The sequence below is a fragment of the Wolbachia endosymbiont (group A) of Cephus spinipes genome (assembly GCF_964026895.1).
Taxonomy (GTDB): domain Bacteria; phylum Pseudomonadota; class Alphaproteobacteria; order Rickettsiales; family Anaplasmataceae; genus Wolbachia; species Wolbachia pipientis.
In genome coordinates, this window is the sequence record NZ_OZ034713.1 from 644,309 (window position 1) to 663,799 (window position 19,491).

A 19,491-nucleotide genomic window follows, 5' to 3' on the forward strand; every position below is an offset into this window, starting at 1 on the left:
TCCAATTTTTAATTAAGCAATAGGAGCCAAAGTTTTGGCTTTAATTTTCGCAAGTAATTTACCCAGATGCGGTTCTTCAACCATATTCAGGCAGCCACTGCGGTCTTTAGCTGGATATCCCCAAGAGTTAATAGTCTGACAGACAAATGAACGTTTCTCTGTGCCATCATCTTTCTTGATTCCAACCATACTAATTACTTCATCAACAATACCTGGAATTTCACTAGCAGTTTTAGCCCCTTCACATTGAGGTAACCAAGTTGGACGATTGCAGTCATCAAGATATTGACCTAATGTGCCAACTATGATAATGTCTTTATCTCTGATGTGTTGAAATTGATTGAGCCAAGCCATCATCTCTTGAGCAAGTGTGCCATAAGCAGCTCTTTTATCTTCTCTCCCTGATCTATCTGAAAAAGCTTCAGGTTGCATTCTTGCCCATAATAGACATAAACGTGAGGCAACGGTTATACTATCCACAAAGATGCATCGGTATTTAGAAACTTTAGAAAGAAGATCTTTGTGCTTGCTACAGACATGCTCATAGTGTTTTTGACTATACGCTTGATCAGACCTTAATGCAGGATTAGGACCACCAATAAGACAAGCAATGTCTCTGGCCTCATTCCAAGTGCGCATATTGATTGAATCTCCTTTCCAGTCTTGTACAGCTAGAAGTCCTGCTTCAAAATCAAGGCAAAGTGTTGTTGATTCATCGAGAGTTTTGAGTAAGCTAGTTTTACCAATTCCATAAGGGCCAAAGATTACTATCTTCACACCTGTGACTATTTTTGCTCTTTCTTCGCTGTTTATTATTTTCATGTTTTTACCTATATGCACTTATATATAAATTCACCAAATTTCAAAAAACTGTTCAATTTTTCTTATGCTTTTTTCCGTAAACAGGTGCAAATTTAGATCGCATTTTCTTGAAAATGTTGTACAAAGTAGTCCGTGACATATTGTTCATGTCTGCAACTTCAGCAATGCTGTGATGTTTAAGTTGTTCACATAAAACTTGCCACTTCTTTGGTAATTTTGAAATAATTTGCTCAACATCAATACGTAGTATCGTTTCATCTTCAAAGCAGTAACTTTCTTGTTGCACATTATTTTCAAGCTTAGGAGTAGTACGTGAGTGTTTACGGACTAGATTATTAATACGATTTTTAACAACTTGCTTAGCAAAGGTTGAAAGACTGCCCTTAGTTTTATCATACTGATCTATGCATGAAAGAAACTCACAGAAGAGGTCTTGTTCTATGTCTTCAATATCTTGATCAGTAAGCGATTTATAATATTTTGCGTAAAATTTTATTAAATTAACAACTTTAGGATCAATACCTGAATAAGAGTTTCGAGATTTCATAAGATGTGTCCTTAAATGAAAGACTTAAGGATGAAACTTTCTTAGTAAATATTGTAGGACATGAAAAAAATACCTCAGACAATCGTGAGTTTTTTACCCTCTGAAAACCTGGAATCTTTTTTCAAACCTCAGACACTCAAAACTTTGATCAGACAATGCACCTACGAACTGAACAGTTTTTGTAAATCCGGTGAATATATAGAACAAGACTTTCAACTTACAGGTAATTTCATGAGTGATTCATACAATGTTCAAGAACTTAAAGCACAACTTCTATTAAACTTAAGATCTTGTCTTTTGTACTTGCTACCTAACGGAACTTTTCACAAAAATGAGTTTCAAGTAGGTGATATATGGGGTAATAAAGGAAAAAGTTTAAGAGTAGAACTAAGTGGCAGTAGAGCCGGGTTATGGAATGATTTTGCAACTGGAGAAGGTGGTGACATTATCGACCTTTGGGCAGCTGTACATAGAAAGAATGCAAGGACAGAGTTTCCTGAGGTAATAGCTTCAATAAGTGAATGGCTCGGAAATAATAAAAAATACAGAGAGAAACAATATGTTGATGAAGACTTTGAGAAATTCATTACCCAAAGTTGGAATTATTATGATGAAAATGGTCAGGTGATTGTAAAAGTTTATCGTTCTGATCCTCCTGGAAAGAAAAAAGTATACAAGCCTTTTGATATCAAACAATCTAAGTTTGCATCACCAGAAATAAGGCCTCTATATAATATTCCAGAAATCTTAAAGTCTGATAAAATTGTTCTGGTGGAAGGGGAAAAATGTGCAGAAGCGCTGATAGAGAAGGGAATAACTGCAACAACAGCGATGTCTGGAGCAAATGCACCTATTGAGAAAACTGATTGGACTCCGCTAAAAGGTAAACACATTATTATATGGCCAGATAATGATGAAGCAGGTAAGAAATATGCTAAAAATGCTGAAAAAAAGCTTTTAGAAATCGGAGTTGAATCACTTGTTGTTCTTAATATTCCACAAAATAAAACAAAAGGCTGGGATGCTGCTGATTGTGTAGAGGAAGGTATAGATGTCAAAGAGTTTTTAACTTCAACTCCATGTATAAATTTACCTGCTACTGATATTCCAACTACTGATACTTCAAATATGAAAAGTTTAGAAAGACCCATAAAACAGCCACTTAATATTTTAGATTGGAGTGCAGAGCGCTTTGTAGGTCCAGTACCAGAGCAAAAATTTCTTGTTGAAGGGATATTTCCTTTGGGCGTTACTTCAATAGTTGCTGCTATGGGAGACACAGGAAAAGGAATGCTGCTACTTGATTTGGCTCTCAAAGTTGTAAATGATACAGATCAAATATGTGGTTTTGGTTCGCTTGTGACTGAACATGGATCAGTGGTAGTCTTTTTAGCAGAAGATGATGCAGGTGAAGTACATCGCCGCTTAGAACGACTTGACCCTAAATGTGAAAGATTAAAATATAAAGACAAACTATTTATTGTACCACTGCCAAACGTCAGAGGATCACTTACAATACTAAGAAACGTTCGTGGTAAAGTTGTCGAAGTTTCTCCTGAATTCGAATCTATAATAAAACAGCTCGAGAAAATTAAAGATCTGAAATTGATAGTATTTGATCCACTTGCTTCATTTATCCATGCAGATATAAATGCTGACCCAGCTGTAGGGGATTATCTGATGTGTCTATTGTCTGATCTAGCAAATAGTACTGGAGCTTCAATTGTTACTGCTCACCACATGAGAAAACCAAAAGGAGAAAAACCTATACTAACTGTTGAACAAGCAAGAGATGCAATAAGAGGTACCTCTGCTCTTGTTAATGGTGTTAGATGCTCATACGCTTTTTGGCCAATAGAAAATACAGCTAGGCTAGAGATCTTTAAGGCAGTAGGAGAAACACCAAGACAGAATGCTTTATTTCATGGGGCAGTTGTGAAGGCCAATGGGTTAGCTGATCGTACTGTAAGAACTTACCTAAGAAATCAGGAAACAGGGCTACTAGAAGATATAACAATACAACTAACAGTTAAAAATGCTAGTGAAAAAGACCTTAAAATATGTCTTATCGATGCAGTTACACGATCTGCTGCTTCAGGGCATCCATTTACTCACACAGGAAGCACAGGAGTATATAAGCAACGCCATAGACTACCTGAAGTTTTTCACAGCATGGGAAGGGATAGACTAGAGCGTATGGTACAGGAACTTTTGCAGGTAAAGCAGTTAGTTAAAGTGATGTCTACAGGTTCAAGAGAGGATAAGTGGCTTGACATTCCAACTGGACCATTTGCTTGTGGTATAGGAAAATTCACTCTTGGAGCTGAAGATTTTAGCTATATGGAAAATTTAATGTTAGGATAAGTCTTTTTTTATGGGTAAAAATATTTTAGAGTTTACCCAGTTTTCTCTATTGCCATTTCAATCTATATAGCTACTATCAATTTACATCCACTCAACTAGAACTTAGCACTTAAGAAATAGCACCATCAATGATTGTATTACATTCCTAATTCCTAGGTTCCTAAATCAGTAATTAGAAATCAGGAATCTAAATTCTGCGTGAGAGCTAGCTTTTTTGCCTACGTTCCTAAAAGCGTTCCTAGAAACCACATGTCTAAAGTCAGCCAGTGAGGCGGATTCTAGCTTCCTAAAACCCTTATATATTATATATATATAATAGTAATAAATAATAACAGTAATAATAAATATAAAATATATTGGATAAATAGAAATGAAGAAGACCTAGAGAGATTACCACAAAACATTACTTAAATTTAATGAAAAAAATACAACCTTGAGGCAATTGCATTTAGTGCGAATTTAAAGTGATTATACGACTCCAGGGTACAATTATACTACCAAGAACTAAGTTACTTATGTAAGGCAGCTTAAAACTCGATTATGAGGCATTTCTAAATTATCTTTTACCTTAAACTTTTACTTGCTACAAAAAACCTCAGCTTATTCTATCATATTTCTTATTTATTGTAAAATACTTTTTCAAAAAAGTGAACAGTTTTTGTAATTTCGGTGAATATATATCACCAGAGCTGGTTATTTTGGAGGTCTTATTGAAATATAACTATTTTCATCTAAAACTCTTAAGTTGAATTTTTAGGTAATCTCTATAAATAATTTGTAGATGAATCTAAAGGAAAAAAGTTTGGAGTTGCTGCTATAAAAGAAGAAACAGAAGCTACCTTAAAATGGAGACAAAGATCAAAATTTATTTATTTACGTCTCCAGGTTTATCTAGTATAATGGAGACAAAGACTTATATTTCTACTATATTATTGGTAGATAAAAAGCAGAGATACGGGGCTTTCTAAAGGGTGGGGACAATTTTTCACCCCCCTTGAAATTAAAACAAAAGGTGATAGACAAGATATCAAACACAGATAGCTCAACTACAAGCTGGTTTTTGTTGTAGTTATTTTCTCACTTTCTTTACTTAATTCATCAAAGTCAGATTCATGTTTGTATAACTCTATACTTTTCGTATTCTCCTTCAGCTAGAGCTTTTGCAACTTCAGCACTAACTTTACCAGCATCTTTAAGTACTTCATAATCATTGAACAATAGAAATGCATCCAACTTTTCAACCCAATTCTGCATTTTTATTAGCCGATGCTTTCTTGCTTGAAGTTCCGCATAATCTAGGAAACAATATGCACTCAACTCTTTTTCAGTCAAGTAGTTTTTTGCAGTACTCACATCACTCTTATGAATTTTGTTGCCAGAACCATCTTTCCATGTAGTTAGCCCAATATTTGGTTTTTTGTGGTCAACTCGAGAGCTCTGCTGCAGTTAGGCCATCAATATAATTTATTCTGTACTTTTGCATAAAATTGTTTTGTTATTTCTGAATTTGGATCATAGTCTGCAGAGCATTCAGCATAAATGTCAGTAATCTTCTGGTAAAACCTACGTTCGGATGCTCCTGATTTTTTCAAGTAATTCATTGAAGTAGTCTTTACCAAACTTTGGGCCGTTTTTTAGCCGTTCGCTATCTAATGCAAATCCTTTGATCTTTAAAATTTTCGTAGCCCATACTCTAAAAGATGTAGCCTTTTTAGAATTAACTCGATAACCAATAGCTATCCAAATTATAAAATTGTGTAGGGTACTGTTTACCATCTTCAGCAGTATTCCGGAAAATCCGGATAACTGAATCTTTATCTAACTCTTGACTAGCAAATATGTTCTGTAAGTGCTCACTAATTGTTCTAATGTTAACACCAAATAACTCCGCCATTCTTTTTTGTGTAAGCCAAATGTTTTCATCTCGATACAAAACATCAATTCTTACGTCTCCATCTGGAGTTGTATATAATAAAATTTCGTTCCCATTTATTGTCATATCTACTCTACCTTACTTCAAGTAGCATATGGGTTATTTGTAAAAAAGACAAGCAACTGTAAAACTCTAAAAATAGAGGACTATCTGCTTTATTCTTTAGCTGATAAGCAGTTTTAAAATTATTTTAACTTTTTTTTAGAAAATCCCGGAAAAAGTAGTAAGAAATCCGGTATATATATAATAGAAGGGCTATAGTTTGTGGATGCGCTTCAAATACAAAAGCTTTAAGTGTCAATTCAAAACTCGGCAAACAAACATTGAGCATACTTGTATTTTTTTAGATGAGGTAAAAACTTCATTTTAAAGATGGATGCTAAAATATAGCACTGCGTAAAAGAACGAGTGTAGCACCCTTTAAAACTTAATTAAATGGCATTCTTAGTAACCTTACTACTATAGAACAAATCTTCATGTAAGTCTAACACGATTTTTATCCTTTGCAAAAAAAATTGAACAGTTTTCGTAATTTTGGTGAATATATATAATAAGAAAACAACTTTCTGCAGTAGCACATAATTCTCGAATTTCCGTTGTTGGCCTACAAAAACCTATGAATTGCTAGTGTATTTTGCAGAAACCAGACGATATTTTGGAGTAAGTGCTACTTGTAATTTTAATAATAGCAAATGTCAATCCTAACACTCGACCTCGGCAAACAAACGGGCTGGGCAATTCTAACAGATGGAATAATTGAAAGTGGAAGCAAAAGTTTTCATGGTAGCCGGTTTAGCGGAGGTGGAATGCACTTCTTAAAATTTCGTAGCTGGCTAAATGAAATGAAGGAAAAGTTCTCAAACATTGAAGCAGTGTATTTTGAAGAAGTAAGAAGACATCTAGGAACTGATGCAGCTCATTGCTATGGTGGTTTTCTTGCAGTGCTGTCTGCTTGGTGTGAAGAGAACAATATTCCCTACCAAGGTGTTAATGTTAAAACTATAAAACGCTTTATCACAGGCAAAGGCAATGCAAGTAAGAGTGAAGTTATTGAAGCGATACGTGAAAAAAGTTTTTCACCTCGAGATGATAATGAGGCTGATGCTTTGGCATTAATGTTCTATGTTAGTAAAGATTTTAACATATTAAAAATACCATAAAAGTGGGTCCTTTCGGCCATAATGGCGGGTTTGGTGGGTCAGACCCTAGGCCTTCTCTAGCGTCAGATATATTTTGAATATTAACTTTTTAATTATTAAGATATGAATTTAGCAATCCACTACTATCCTACTCGAAACCTAGTTGAATATGAGCGTAACCCACGTAAAAATGACGATGTGGTCAACAGAATGTGTGCTTCAATCAGGGAATTTGGCTTTCGTATTCCAATAGTTGCAAAAAGCGATGGAACTGTGGTTGATGGTCATTTAAGACTTAAAGCAGCAAGAAAGCTTGGTATGGAAAGTATTCCAGTGGTTTTAAGTGATAATTTAAATGAACCACAAACCAAAGCTTTTCGATTACTGGCCAATCAATCAGCTAATTGGGCAAAGTGGGATGATGAGCTTTTGAAAGTAGAAATTCAAGAGTTAGAAGATTTACAGTTTGATCTTAAAATGACTGGATTTGAGCTAGAAAAAGTTCAACATTTCCTTGATGATTTAGATAGTGAAAAAGAAGATCTTTCTGACTTGGTTGGTGATGAAAAAAGGGTAGAAATAACAAAACCAGGTGATTTATGGATTTTAGGTGATCATCGAATCTATTGTGGTGATAGCTCTTTAGTTGAATCATATAAAGCGGTATTAGATAATAAAATGGCAGATATTACCGTATGTGATCCTCCATATAACGTTGATTACGTTGCGACGCGAAGGCGTCAGAAGTAGCTGTTTCTCAGGATTTTCTAGGTTTTCTTAGAAAGATCAAGAAGAAACCGTCCGTGTTGCCGGATGAATCTAGGGGCATGAATTAAGTAGCTGCCCTGACAATGTAACAAAGCATTATGCGGGATACAAATTGCAAAAGGCGTATTCTCCCTCAAACCATACAGAGGGTAAGTGCTAGATAGTGAATAAGGTGAAGGTAACTGAACCTGTGATAAAGACCGTAAACGTTGACAAGCGAAAGCGGTTGATACGCTTGGGCCAAAAGGCATTGGAAGCAGGAGGAACATCTCGTAGTTGTGTTCCCGTAACCTATAAGCTTCTCGGTCGACAGCAGGCACCTAAGTTCACAAGCTACTTTTGGGGAAGCGTGGAAACCCTGTACTTGCTCCCTACCATAGTGGGGACAGCAAACTGTAAGGAATGCTTATGGCAGTGCAGGTTTGGGATGTCGGAAAAAGCAAAGGTCTCACTGTAATGGTGGGAATACCAGTTGAAACATTACTGGACATAAAAGTGTGCCCACGTCCGATAGGTCTTTCTTTGTAAGAGATTTTGGAGAACTTTTTATATATGAGGAAAAGCAAATGACAACACTGACATATTCAGCGATTGGTGCATCCTCTACACCTACAATTACATGGGAATCTATTAATTGGACTAAAGTGATAATAGGTGTCAAAAAGCTCCAGATGCGTATTGCAAAGGCTGTTCGAGAAAGAAGGTACGGCAAAGTGAAAGCTTTGCAATGGATATTGACACATTCGTTTACTGCAAAACTTTTGGCTGTTAAACGAGTCACTCAAAATCAAGGAAAAAACACCCCTGGGGTTGATGGCTTAGTTTGGCGCACACCGCAACAAAAGATCAAAGCTGTTCAATCGTTAAAGCGTCGAGGATATTGCGTCCAACCGCTCCGACGAGTATGGATTCCAAAAAGAGCAGGAAAAAAACGTCCTTTGGGAATACCAACTATGAAGGATCGGGCAATGCAGGCTCTTTATCTGCAAGCACTTGAACCAGTTTCAGAATCAATTTTAGATCGTCATGCCTATGGTTTTCGGCATAAAAGATCAGCTGCTGATGCTATTGACCAATGTTTTAAAACGTTGTGCCAAAAAGTATCGGCACCATGGATCCTAGAAGCAGATATCAAATCTTGTTATGACTCCATTAGTCATGCATGGCTTTTAGAACACTGCCCTATGGATAAGAAAATTCTGAAAAAATGGCTGACAGCAGGATACATGGATAAGAACACTTTTTATATCATTAAAGAAGGTACTCCTCAAGGAGGGATCATCTCTCCTACACTGATGAATATTACCCTTAGAGGCTTAGAAAAGACAGCCCAAAAATCTGCCTTTTGGCGCGATAAGGTTAATACTACCGCCTACGCTGATGACTTTATTATTACAGGAAGATCGAAAGAAGTCCTTGAAAACAAAGTAAAACCAGCAGTGTGTGCCTTTTTGAAGGAGCGTGGATTGGAATTCTCAGTAGAAAAAACTAAGATTACTTCCATTGATGAAGGATTTGATTTTCTAGGATTTACGATTCGAAAGTATCGAGGAAAGCTCTTGATCATGCCTTCTAAAGCAAGTATCAAAGAGTTCCTAAAAATGATCCTGGAAACCATGAGACTTCACAGCACAATAACAACGGAACAACTTATCTACACCTTGAATCCTAAGATCAGAGGATGGACAAATTATTACCGTCATGTTGTGTCAAAGAAAGTGTTCAACTATGTCGATCATAAGATCTTTGGTGCGCTTTTGAGATGGATTAAAAGAAGGCATCCAAATAAAAATTTTCAATGGAGAAAGCAGAGATACTTTTGCACCATTGGCAATAATAACTGGACCTTCTTTGCTAAGTCTTCAAAAGATAAAGGACAAGGTAGCATGGTAACTTTAATGCAAGCTGCCTCAATTCCGATTGTGAGACATGTCAAAATAAGAGCAGATGCTAATCCCTATGATCCAAAGTTTAATTCATACTTTTTCAAGCGAAATCTTGAAAGAAAGAAATACCAACATTGTATTAAGGAGAAGTAATTATGACGAAACTTGAGAACCAGTCTTCTATCGATAACAGCCGGGCAAATAAATCTGCCTTTGAAAGGCTTGAGCCGTATGACGGAAAACTGTCAAGTACGGTTCTTAGGGGGAAAAGGAGCGGCAACGCTTCTCTTTCTACCCGGCGTAGCAGTCAAGATAAAAAAATATTAAACGATAATCAAGGTGAAAAGTACGAACTTTTTCTCTACGACATCTGTTCCCATATTTTAGCATATACGAAAGGTGCAATTTACATCTGCATATCATCATCAGAGTTTTCAACTTTGCAAAAAGTATTTGAGGAAGCAGGAGGAAAATGGTCAACATTTATCATTTGGGCAAAGAATCACTTTACGCTAGGAAGATCAGATTATCAAAGACAATACGAAGCAATGCTTTATGGATGGAAAAGCGGCAATAAACGTGAGTGGCATGGAGGAAGAAATCAAAGTGATCTGTGGTTTTATGATAAGCCAACGCACAATACACTACATCCAACGATGAAGCCAGTAGAGCTAATGGAGAGAGCAATAGTTAATAGCAGTAGACCAGGAGACATAGTACTTGATCCATTTAGCGGATCTGGAAGTACACTGATTGCATGTGAGAGAACAGGAAGAATTTGTAGGACAATAGAGCTAGATTCAAAATTTGTAGATGTAACCATAAAACGTTGGCAAATATACACAGGTAGGAAGGCAATTCTATCTGGTACTGACAAAACTTTTGCACAAATTCAAGAAGAAAAACAGCAATAAAGGGGCAAAAAAAGTGGAAAAGATCACACAAACGGAATGGGCAAAAGAACTAGGAGTTTCAAAGCAATATGTCTGTTATTTAGTAAAAAAAGGAATAGTTGAGTTGGAGGATGGTTTGATCAATAGAGAGCAAGCAAATGAAGCGGTAGCAGCAATAAGAGATCCAAGTCAGCCACTGAGGAGGAAAAATCCAGAAAACGAAAATACAAGTAACCTTTCCACAATGTTGCTTAAAACTCGAATAAAAAATGAAATGGAACGAGGTAAACTACTTGAGGCGAAAGCTAAGGCTGAGATAGGAGAACTTGTAGCAGTAGAGGAAGTAAAGCGCGATGCATTTAACGTAGCAAGAGTTGTCCGTAATAATTTGCTTAATATTCCAAATAGAGTTTCAGCACTACTTGCATCACTGAGTGACACTGAAAAGATTCATATGGCTCTAACTGAAGAGATTACAAACTCATTACAAGAATTATCTAACACTAAATTTCAAATATAAAAAAGATTTTGAATATAAAATGGCTGATAACTTAAGTTTAGAGTTAATAAAGTGTCTCATTAATCAACCTGGATTAGATGTTAATGTCAGAGGATTAAATGGAAAGACACCACTACATTGTGCTATAGAATTTGATGAATTAAGCATGGTGGATTTGTTACTCACGAAGAAGAATATTAATCCTTTTGTGGAGGATAATGAAGGTAAAACATCTCTTGATTACGCCAAAGAAGGGAAAAAAGCAGAAATATTACAAGCGTTAATTAGTAATAAATACGGATCAGAGCAAGATAGCTTACTTCACTTAGCTGCAATGATAGGTGAAATTAATGCAGTTAGATATTTGATAAGAAAAGGTATTGACGTTAATGTACGAAATGCTCTGCATCATACGCCATTACATCTAGCAGCAGGCATAGGACATGAAAATGTTGTCAAAGTTTTAGTGGAAGAAGGAAGCGCTGAAATAGATGTCTTTGATGCACGAAATCAGACACCAATGCACTATGCAGTTAATAACAAGAAGTTGGAGATAGTAAAGTTACTGCTAAAGCTTGGAGCAGATGTAAATAGTGCGCGCATGGGACAAAACTCAATGAAATTGTCACCTGTTCATATAGCTGTAAGTAATACTAATTACGATGAAAGAGATTTGTGTTTGGATATCCTCAAATGCTTAATAAATGCTCCTAATTCTGGGGTCAATTTGCAAGACTACGAAAATAAAACACCACTACATTATGCTGAAAGACTTAAAACAATAGAAGTTTTACTAACGCGAGAAGATATAGATCCTCTGGTAAAAGACGATAGCGGTAAAACACCATTTGACTACGCTAAACCTGAGATAAAGAAGGCTTTGATGAGCAACAAATATGGATCTGAAAAAAATAGTTTATTACATTTAGCTGCACAAAGAGGAGATATTGAGCTTGTAGAGTCCATTTTAAAAGAAGAAGTTGATGTTAATATTTCAAACAACAAAGGTCTATCACCGATTTACCTTGCTGCAGAAAAAGGACATTTACATGTAGTAAAATTACTACTGAAAAAAGGAGCAAATTATACACCTGTTTTTCACTTAGCAATCAAATCAAACAATTTAGAGTTACTTAAAGTTTTGTTTACTGAAAAAAATGGAGCGTTACTCTGCAGAGACACCGTTATTAATTTCCCAACCCTTCATAACAAATATGTAGTACAGAGAGAAATAGCAGATAAAAGGATAAAAAGACATAATAATATTGTCTGCATCTATATTCCAATTAGTGCAATAGCAGTAGCGGCATATATAGGTTTAACAGCAACAACAATAAGCAGTGCAATCATTTTTGCAACAATAACAGGGATATTTGCGCTCATTATAGCAATAATGATAAGTGAGATGAGCAAAAGATATATAGAAAATGAATTTCAGAAAAAGATGTTTATGGAACTGGAGGAGTGTAGTTCTACTGTTAATGACGTTGAGTTAGAACCAATTACTAGTAGATGCAGACAATGATATACGCTAGAGCTTTTTCTGAAGGTTTAAGACCAGATCCAGAGCTTAAAGTATCAGAGTGGGCGAATGAGTATCGAGTTTTAGCTCCAACTGCAGCATCAGAGCCAGGTAAATGGAGAACAGAAAGAACTCCTTATTTAAAAGAAATAATGGATTCACTTTCTCCTTCTTCACCTGCAGAAAAAGTAGTATTCATGAAAGGAGCGCAGATTGGGGGAACAGAAGCTGGTAACAATTGGATAGGCTATATCATCGATCAAACACCAGGGCCAATGTTAGTAGTACAGCCAACAGTTGAAATGGGAAAGCGTTGGTCAAAAGGAAGATTTGCGCCACTGATTGAAAGTACGCCATGTTTAAAAAGTAAAGTAAAAGACCCAAGGTCAAGAGATTCAGGCAATACTGTACAAAGTAAGGAATTTCCAGGTGGAATAGTAGTAATAACTGGAGCAAATAGCAGTGTAGGCCTCCGATCTATGCCAGTAAAATATCTCTTTCTTGATGAAATAGATGCCTATCCAGGAGATTCGGGAGGTGAAGGAGATCCAGTTTTACTCAGCATAGCCCGTACTAATACATTTGCACGGCGAAAGATTTTTTTAGTATCAACGCCAACGATTCATGGAATAAGCAGAATTGAGAAGGAATTTGAAGCTACAGACAAGAGATATTTTTTTGTACCATGTCCGCATTGTAATTATTACCAAATTTTAAAGTGGTCACAAATAAAATGGGAAGATAAAAATCCAAATACAGCACACTATATGTGTATAGAATGTGGTGAAAAGATAGAAAATCATCAAAAGACAGAGATGCTAGACCGTGGAGAATGGAGAGCTACAGGGGCAAAAGAAGGGGAGAAAAAAGGATTTCATCTTTCAAGTCTTTATAGTCCAGTAGGCTGGTATAGTTGGCAACAAGCAGTAGAGGACTTTCTCCATGCAAAGGAAAGCGAACAATTACTGAAAGTTTGGATAAATACCACACTTGGAGAAACTTGGGTAGACAAAGGAGAAGTACCAGACTGGAAGCAATTATTTAACAGGAGAGAATTTTTTCCCGTAGGCACAGTGCCTAGGAGAGAAGTGGTACTTACTGCAGGAGTTGATGTCCAAAAAGATCGTTTAGAAGTAGAAGTTGTAGCCTGGGGAAAAAGCCGCGAAAGTTGGTCAATAGACTACCAAGTATTTGAAGGAGATACAGGAAGTGGGGAAGTATGGGGAAAACTTTCGGAGCTCCTCAATCATCATTTTATCGGTGAAAATGGTCTTGAATACATGATAAGTATGATGGCAGTTGATGCCGGGTATGCAACGCAGGAAGTGTATAATTGGGTAAGAGGTCATCAAGGCTCTGGAAGAGTAATGGCAGTAAAAGGTGTAAATAAAGCACTAGTACCACTTAGCAGCCCAAGTAGAGTTGATATAACAGTTGGTGGTCAAAAGCTAAAAAGAGGAATAAAGCTCTGGCCAGTAGGAGTATCAATATTAAAGTCAGAGCTTTTTCAATTACTTAATATTTTAAAAGATGGTGAAGAAACACCGCCAGGATATTGTCATTTTCCGGAGTATGCACCTGAATATTTTAAGCAGCTAACGGCAGAGCAATTAGTCAGCAAAGTGGTAAAAGGATACACCAAACAAGAGTGGCAGAAGGTAAGAGAAAGAAATGAAGTACTGGATTGCCGAATTTATGCGAGAGCAGCATCTATTGCGCTTGGAATTGATCGTTGGCCAGAGAGTAAATGGAATAGTTTGAGTGGAAAAATAGAAAGTAAAAAACCTAAAAAAGTAAGACAGAGTAAGTGGCTTGGTAATCAAAATGTACAGTGAAGAATATTTAACTCAAGTTGAGAAAGCAATTCAAAAACTGCAAAGCGGAGAAAGAGTTGTCTCAATTGCATATGGTGACCATGTTGTCCGTTATGCAGAAGTAGATATAAATGATTTACTAAGCTTAAGACAACGTATTAAAGCTGAACTGAAAACCGTAGCCAAAAGAAAGATTATTTTTTCAACGAGTAAAGGGATCATATAATAATAAAAATCGTTGAAAGGAATTTTATGACAAAAGTTATAGCAAAAGAATACACAGAATTTTTAGAGCAGCTAAAAGAGCAGATTGCTACTAGTCGTTATAAAGCAGCATTAGCAGTAAATAGCAAACTCATTGTGCTTTATCACTATATTGGTACAGAGATCTTAAGGCGCCAAAAAGAACATGGTTGGGGTGCTAAAATCATAGATCAGCTAAGTAAGGATTTAAGAAGCGCATTTCCAGAAATGAAGGGGTTTAGTGCTAGGAATCTTACGTATATGCGCCAATTTGCTGCAGAATATCAAGATACTGAATTTACGCAGCAGGTTGCTGCACAATTGCCTTGGTTTCATATTGTAGTTATTTTAGATAAAGTAAAAGATCGAAAAGAAAGACTATTCTATTTTCAAAAGGCTATAGAGCACGGTTGGTCACGTAGTATAATGGTGATGCAAATCGAACGTGAATTGCACAAACGTCAAGGAAAAGCTGTTACTAACTTCAAAGATAAATTACCTTCTCCGCAGTCAGATTTAGCACATTATACATTAAAAGATCCATATATTTTTGATTTTTTGAGTATAGGAGACGATGCTCACGAAAGAGAAGTAGAAAAAGGTCTTGTAGGCCATGTGGAAAAATTTCTGCTAGAGCTAGGGGAAGGATTTGCATTTGTTGGTAGGCAATTTCACTTAGATGTTGGAAATAAAGACTTTTATATTGATTTATTGTTTTACCATTTAAAGTTACGTTGCTTTGTAGTAATCGAGCTAAAAGACAAAGATTTCAAGCCAGAGTATGCAGGTAAAATGAATTTTTATCTTTCAGCCGTTGATGATTTACTAAAGCACGAAACAGATCAACCATCTATAGGATTAATTTTATGCAAGTCAAAGGATAACGTACTAGCTAAGTATACACTGAAAGACATAAATAAACCGATAGGGTTGGCAGAATATAAAATTACTGAAAATCTACCAAAGAATATAAAGGCAGCTTTACCAACAGTAGAAGAGCTAGAGGCTGAGTTATCCAAAGTTTCAGATAAAGAAAAGTAATGCTACTCAAATCATTCAAGCAACTATTCAATAAACCAAAACCAAAAAGTTCTGCATGGGACGCTGCAGGATCAGGAAGAAGGATAATGTATTGGCAAGGAGAAACAGGAAGCATAAACAATTTGCTGTCTCAAAGCCTTGAGCACTTACGTAGTCGATCACGTGATATGGTGAGAAAAAATCCATATGCAGCAAATATCATTGATACAATAGTAAGTAACTCTATTGGAACAGGAATAAAACCACAATCAAAAGCAAGAGATGCGGAATTTCGAAAGAAAGTGCAAGAATTATGGCTAAGATGGACAGATGAAGCAGATAGTAACGGAGTAAGTGATTTTTATGGATTACAAGCTCTAGTATGCAGAAGTATGATAGAGGGAGGAGAATGTTTTGTACGACTCCGAACAAGAAAGCTAGAGGATGGATTTTCTGTACCATTACAACTGCAAGTACTTGAGTCTGAACATTTAGACAATAAAACAAATCAAACTTTAGGAAATGGTAATGTAATAAGAAACGGGATTGAGTTTAACAGACTTGGGCAAAGAGAAGCATACTACCTATTTAAAGAACACCCTGGTGAAAGTACGTTTGGAGAGTCAGTGAGAGTACCAGCAAACGATGTTTTACATATTTATAGACCATTAAGACCTGGGCAAATCAGAGGGGAGCCTTGGCTTTCTAATATACTGCTGAAACTTTATGAGCTTGATCAATACGATGATGCAGAATTAGTGAGAAAAAAGACAGCGGCGATGTTTGCAGGATTTATTACGAGACTCGATCCAGAAGCAAATATTTTAGGAGAAGGTGAAAGTAATGAGCAAGGAGTAGCACTATCTGGCCTAGAACCTGGAACAATGCAGCTTTTAGAGCCAGGAGAAGACATAAAATTTTCAGAGCCGTCAGATGTTGGAGGAAGTTATGAAGCGTTTATAAGACAGCAACTCAGGGCAATAGCGATTGGTACAGGGATAACATATGAGCAGCTAACAGGAGATTTAACCGGCGTTAATTATTCATCAATTAGAGCAGGATTAATAGAGTTTCGTCGTCGATGCGCTATGCTGCAACATAACATTATGGTATTCCAATTTTGCAGACCAGTATGGAATAGATGGCTAGAGTTAGCAGTACTTTGTAGAGAACTCTGTATAGATGAAAAAGTAGTAAAAGCAGCGAAAGAAGAAGTAAAATGGATACCACAGGGATTTGATTGGGTGGATCCACTGAAAGACCAGCAAGCACAGCAAATGGCAGTAAGGAATGGATTTAAGAGTCGATCGGAAGTAGTATCAGAAATGGGTTACGATGTAGAAGAAATTGACCAAGAAATAGCAGAAGATCAAAAGCGTGCAAATAGTCTCAACTTAATGTTTGACTCTGATTGTAAAGGATTATGATGCTCTTAGGAAAACCATTAATGCTTGAACCAAGGAGTTTTGAGCTCTTGTCATTGAACAATCAAAAACATCCCACATTTAAAAACATAAAGCACTCCATCAAAAATAATGTAGAAAGAACTGCAATTATATCAATTCATGGAATTCTGACGAAAAAACCAGGCGTGTTTGATGGTTTTCTGGGAATGACATCATATGAAAAAATTCATGAAGAGATAGAGAGTGCTTTAGGAAATAAAAGCATAGAGACGATTCTACTTGATATAGATAGCCCAGGAGGAGAGGTAAATGGAGTATTTGACTTAGCTGATTTTGTCTATAGTGCAAGAGGAAAAAAGAGGATAATAGCGATAGCAAATGATGATGCATATTCTGCTGCATATGCTATAGCTTCTAGCGCTGAAAAGATTTTTCTCACCCGCACTTCAGGAGTTGGGAGTATAGGAGTAATAGCAAGTCATATAGATCAAAGTAAATTTGACGAAAAACAAGGTATTAAGTACACCGCAATTTTTGCTGGTAGTCGAAAGAATGATTTAAATCCGCATGAGCCAATGACGTCTGAAAGTCTGGAAAGCTTACAAAAAGAAGTAGATCGACTATATGAAATGTTTTTGCAGCTAATAGCAAGGAACAGAGGTCTTTCAATTGAAAAGATTCGATCAACAGAGGCAGGGCTATATTTTGGGGAGAAAGCAGTAGAAATAGGCCTTGCAGACGGAATGACAATTCTTTCATCTATTAATAAAAACAGGAGTATTACTATGAATGAACAAACTACAACTGACCTAGAAACTGATAATTTGACTAAGTATCGTAATGAAGTTCTTGAATTAATACGGTTATGTAATCTATCACGAATGCCAGAGAAAATAGAAGAATTTATTGAGGAAAGCGTAAGTGTTGAGCAAGCCAGGGAAGTTTTAATGGAACTGCTAGCAGAGCGAACGAAGAAGACAGAAATACTGAGTGCAATACCACAGAATTCAGGAGAAGAGTTGATGATGGAGGTAGCAAGGACTAGAGCGCAATCAAGTATTTAAGTTTTTTTATAACCGCCGCGTACAACAATTACAAACATGGCGGTAAAACTAAAGGAGAAAATAAATGAGGAAATTTTATGAGTTGTATAATCGAACAAAATAATCTAGGTGACTTATTAAAGTATGAGGCATCAAGTCTATATTCAAGAGACCAAATAACGGTAGCCAAGGGACAAAATCTTAAACTTGGTACAGTTGTTGGTAGTGATAAGGATAACATGATTAAGATAATAAATCCAACTGCAACAGATGGTACACAAACAGCAATAGGTGCGATAGTAAGTGATGTAAATGCGACAGAAAATGCCAAAGCAGTAATCATTACACGTATAGCAATGCTAGCAGATCATGCAATTGTGTGGCCAACAGGTATCACTGAAGAGCAAAAAGCTGCAGCAATAAAGCAACTTGAAGGACGAGGGATCATTGTCCGCAAGGGAGTGTAACTTAAATTAATAAGGGGAAAAAAGAATGCAAAATCCATTTACAAATACAGCATTTAGCATGACGGCACTAACAAATGCGATAAATATATTGCCGATAAATTATGGACGAGTTGAAAATTTAAATTTGTTTCCAAGTAGGTCAGTAAGATTTAGACATATTACCATAGAAGAACATAATGGAGTTTTAAGCCTATTGCCAACGCAAATTCCAGGAGCACCAGCAACAGTAGGTAAGCGTGGAAAGAGAAAGGTAAGAACGTTTACGATTCCACATATTCCTCACGATGATGTAGTGCTGCCAGAAGAAGTGCAAGGAATAAGAGCATTTGGATCAGAAAGTGAACTAAAAGCGCTGGCAGACGTAATAACTGACCATTTACAGCTAATGAGAAACAAACATGCAATAACATTAGAGCATTTGCGTATGGGAGCGCTGAAAGGGATTATTCTGGACGCAGATGGGTCAGAGCTATTAAATCTATACAACGAATTTGAAATCACACCAAAAGTAGTAAATTTTGCACTAGGAACAGCAACAACAGATGTCAAGCGTAAGTGTCTGGAAGTACTCCGGCATATAGAAGATAATCTAAGTGGTGAATATATGACTGGAATTCATGCCTTGGTAAGCCCTGAGTTTTTTGATGCACTAACTTCTCATTCTAAAGTAAAAGAAGCATATGAAAGATGGCAAGAAGGAGCGCTACTTCGGAATGATATGAGGTCAGGATTTACGTTCTGCGGAATCACATTTGAGGAATATAGAGGGCAAGCAACTGATCCTGAAGGAACCGTGAGAAGATTTATTGACAAAGATACAGGTCATTGTTTTCCAGTAGGAACAGCGAGCACATTTACAACATATTTTGCACCAGCAGATTTTAATGAAACAGTAAATACTCTTGGACAGCCACTATACGCAAAACAAGAGCCAAGAAGATTTGATAGAGGGACCGATTTACATACGCAGTCAAATCCTTTGCCAATGTGCCATAGACCAGGGACATTAATCAAAGTCGTTGCAGCATAACAATACTGGTAGAGTAACTACAAGGTGGTGAGGCACAGAATGACTCTACCGGTATGCGCTTTCTTAGCATGTAAAGGTTAGTATATCAAAAAGAA

Annotated in this window: 16 protein-coding genes and 3 pseudogenes; 14 read left to right on the forward strand and 5 right to left on the reverse strand. The window is 36.5% G+C overall.

Annotation, left to right across the window (positions count from 1 at the left end):
- Positions 1-12: 12 nt before the first annotated feature.
- Both AAGD59_RS03045 and AAGD59_RS03050 read right to left on the reverse strand, forming a co-directional pair.
- Positions 13-822 carry an ATP-binding protein gene (locus tag AAGD59_RS03045; RefSeq protein ID WP_265024760.1) on the reverse strand — a complete coding sequence of 270 codons (810 nt, stop codon included), beginning with the start codon at positions 820-822 and terminating at the stop codon, positions 13-15.
- A gap of 52 nt (positions 823-874) precedes the next feature.
- Complete coding sequence (locus tag AAGD59_RS03050; RefSeq protein ID WP_213864031.1) at positions 875-1,369, reverse strand: RNA polymerase sigma factor; 495 nt, start codon at positions 1,367-1,369, stop codon at positions 875-877.
- Between the two features lie 231 nt (positions 1,370-1,600).
- On the opposite strand from AAGD59_RS03050, the gene AAGD59_RS03055 reads away from it, so the two are divergent.
- A complete protein-coding gene (locus AAGD59_RS03055) occupies positions 1,601-3,733 on the forward strand; it encodes an AAA family ATPase (protein WP_265028027.1) in 2,133 nt (710 codons plus the stop codon).
- Between the two features lie 1,110 nt (positions 3,734-4,843).
- Here the strand turns inward: AAGD59_RS03055 and rhuM (AAGD59_RS03060) are convergent.
- From rhuM (AAGD59_RS03060) to AAGD59_RS03075, 3 genes and pseudogenes are all read right to left on the reverse strand, one after another.
- Positions 4,844-5,179 (reverse strand): RhuM family protein, encoded by a 336-nt coding sequence (gene rhuM, locus AAGD59_RS03060; RefSeq protein ID WP_319803734.1) that lies wholly within the window; start codon positions 5,177-5,179, stop codon positions 4,844-4,846.
- An 8-nt stretch (positions 5,180-5,187) separates the two neighbouring features.
- Positions 5,188-5,509: pseudogene (rhuM, locus tag AAGD59_RS03070) on the reverse strand (RhuM family protein).
- A complete protein-coding gene (locus tag AAGD59_RS03075) occupies positions 5,451-5,732 on the reverse strand; it encodes a hypothetical protein (protein WP_264376457.1) in 282 nt (93 codons plus the stop codon). The pseudogene rhuM (AAGD59_RS03070) and the gene AAGD59_RS03075 overlap by 59 nt, the downstream one beginning before the upstream one ends.
- A gap of 626 nt (positions 5,733-6,358) precedes the next feature.
- On the opposite strand from AAGD59_RS03075, the gene AAGD59_RS03080 reads away from it, so the two are divergent.
- The 13 genes and pseudogenes from AAGD59_RS03080 (at position 6,359) to AAGD59_RS03140 (ending at position 19,396) form a co-directional block, all read left to right on the forward strand.
- A complete protein-coding gene (locus tag AAGD59_RS03080; protein ID WP_341812888.1) occupies positions 6,359-6,826 on the forward strand; it encodes a Holliday junction resolvase in 468 nt (155 codons plus the stop codon).
- 102 nt (positions 6,827-6,928) lie between these two features.
- Positions 6,929-7,549: pseudogene (locus AAGD59_RS03085) on the forward strand (ParB N-terminal domain-containing protein); the annotation flags it as partial.
- Between the two features lie 590 nt (positions 7,550-8,139).
- Positions 8,140-9,612, forward strand: a complete 1,473-nt coding sequence (ltrA, locus tag AAGD59_RS03090; protein ID WP_264378235.1) for a group II intron reverse transcriptase/maturase — start codon at positions 8,140-8,142, stop codon at positions 9,610-9,612.
- Positions 9,613-9,767: 155 nt separating this feature from the next.
- Positions 9,768-10,373: pseudogene (locus AAGD59_RS03095) on the forward strand (DNA-methyltransferase); the annotation flags it as partial.
- A gap of 13 nt (positions 10,374-10,386) precedes the next feature.
- Positions 10,387-10,872 (forward strand): hypothetical protein, encoded by a 486-nt coding sequence (locus tag AAGD59_RS03100; RefSeq protein WP_341812949.1) that lies wholly within the window; start codon positions 10,387-10,389, stop codon positions 10,870-10,872.
- Between the two features lie 19 nt (positions 10,873-10,891).
- The gene (locus AAGD59_RS03105) at positions 10,892-12,376 is read left to right on the forward strand and encodes an ankyrin repeat domain-containing protein (protein ID WP_281508714.1); all 1,485 of its coding nucleotides are present in this window, start codon (positions 10,892-10,894) and stop codon (positions 12,374-12,376) included.
- Positions 12,373-14,208: a phage terminase large subunit family protein gene (locus tag AAGD59_RS03110; RefSeq protein WP_341812950.1), complete on the forward strand. Its 1,836-nt coding sequence runs from the start codon at positions 12,373-12,375 to the stop codon at positions 14,206-14,208. Before AAGD59_RS03105 ends, AAGD59_RS03110 begins: the two co-directional genes overlap by 4 nt.
- On the forward strand, positions 14,198-14,413 hold the full coding sequence (locus AAGD59_RS03115) for a gpW family protein (protein ID WP_253309294.1): 216 nt from the start codon (positions 14,198-14,200) through the stop codon (positions 14,411-14,413). Before AAGD59_RS03110 ends, AAGD59_RS03115 begins: the two co-directional genes overlap by 11 nt.
- A 26-nt stretch (positions 14,414-14,439) precedes the next feature.
- Positions 14,440-15,471 carry a YhcG family protein gene (locus tag AAGD59_RS03120; RefSeq protein ID WP_253309293.1) on the forward strand — a complete coding sequence of 344 codons (1,032 nt, stop codon included), beginning with the start codon at positions 14,440-14,442 and terminating at the stop codon, positions 15,469-15,471.
- Positions 15,471-16,877, forward strand: coding sequence for a phage portal protein (locus tag AAGD59_RS03125; protein WP_341812951.1), 1,407 nt, complete (start codon positions 15,471-15,473; stop codon positions 16,875-16,877). Before AAGD59_RS03120 ends, AAGD59_RS03125 begins: the two co-directional genes overlap by 1 nt.
- Positions 16,877-17,920, forward strand: a complete 1,044-nt coding sequence (locus tag AAGD59_RS03130) for a S49 family peptidase (protein WP_341812962.1) — start codon at positions 16,877-16,879, stop codon at positions 17,918-17,920. The genes AAGD59_RS03125 and AAGD59_RS03130 overlap by 1 nt, the downstream gene beginning before the upstream one ends.
- Before the next feature lie 77 nt (positions 17,921-17,997).
- The gene (locus AAGD59_RS03135; protein WP_077188124.1) at positions 17,998-18,366 is read left to right on the forward strand and encodes a head decoration protein; all 369 of its coding nucleotides are present in this window, start codon (positions 17,998-18,000) and stop codon (positions 18,364-18,366) included.
- 25 nt (positions 18,367-18,391) lie between these two features.
- Positions 18,392-19,396, forward strand: coding sequence for a major capsid protein (locus AAGD59_RS03140; protein ID WP_341812959.1), 1,005 nt, complete (start codon positions 18,392-18,394; stop codon positions 19,394-19,396).
- Positions 19,397-19,491: the final 95 nt, after the last annotated feature.

What these genes read in the sequence shown, in the direction of transcription:
- AAGD59_RS03045 (WP_265024760.1), bottom strand. Translation starts at nt 822, where the DNA reads ATGAAAATAATAAACAGCGAAGAAAGAGCAAAAATAGTCACAGGTGTG.
- AAGD59_RS03050 (WP_213864031.1), bottom strand. Translation starts at nt 1,369, where the DNA reads ATGAAATCTCGAAACTCTTATTCAGGTATTGATCCTAAAGTTGTTAAT.
- AAGD59_RS03055 (WP_265028027.1), top strand. Translation starts at nt 1,601, where the DNA reads ATGAGTGATTCATACAATGTTCAAGAACTTAAAGCACAACTTCTATTA.
- AAGD59_RS03075 (WP_264376457.1), bottom strand. Translation starts at nt 5,732, where the DNA reads ATGACAATAAATGGGAACGAAATTTTATTATATACAACTCCAGATGGA.
- AAGD59_RS03080 (WP_341812888.1), top strand. Translation starts at nt 6,359, where the DNA reads ATGTCAATCCTAACACTCGACCTCGGCAAACAAACGGGCTGGGCAATT.
- ltrA (WP_264378235.1), top strand. Translation starts at nt 8,140, where the DNA reads ATGACAACACTGACATATTCAGCGATTGGTGCATCCTCTACACCTACA.
- AAGD59_RS03105 (WP_281508714.1), top strand. Translation starts at nt 10,892, where the DNA reads ATGGCTGATAACTTAAGTTTAGAGTTAATAAAGTGTCTCATTAATCAA.
- AAGD59_RS03110 (WP_341812950.1), top strand. Translation starts at nt 12,373, where the DNA reads ATGATATACGCTAGAGCTTTTTCTGAAGGTTTAAGACCAGATCCAGAG.
- AAGD59_RS03115 (WP_253309294.1), top strand. Translation starts at nt 14,198, where the DNA reads ATGTACAGTGAAGAATATTTAACTCAAGTTGAGAAAGCAATTCAAAAA.
- AAGD59_RS03120 (WP_253309293.1), top strand. Translation starts at nt 14,440, where the DNA reads ATGACAAAAGTTATAGCAAAAGAATACACAGAATTTTTAGAGCAGCTA.
- AAGD59_RS03125 (WP_341812951.1), top strand. Translation starts at nt 15,471, where the DNA reads ATGCTACTCAAATCATTCAAGCAACTATTCAATAAACCAAAACCAAAA.
- AAGD59_RS03130 (WP_341812962.1), top strand. Translation starts at nt 16,877, where the DNA reads ATGCTCTTAGGAAAACCATTAATGCTTGAACCAAGGAGTTTTGAGCTC.
- AAGD59_RS03135 (WP_077188124.1), top strand. Translation starts at nt 17,998, where the DNA reads ATGAGTTGTATAATCGAACAAAATAATCTAGGTGACTTATTAAAGTAT.
- AAGD59_RS03140 (WP_341812959.1), top strand. Translation starts at nt 18,392, where the DNA reads ATGCAAAATCCATTTACAAATACAGCATTTAGCATGACGGCACTAACA.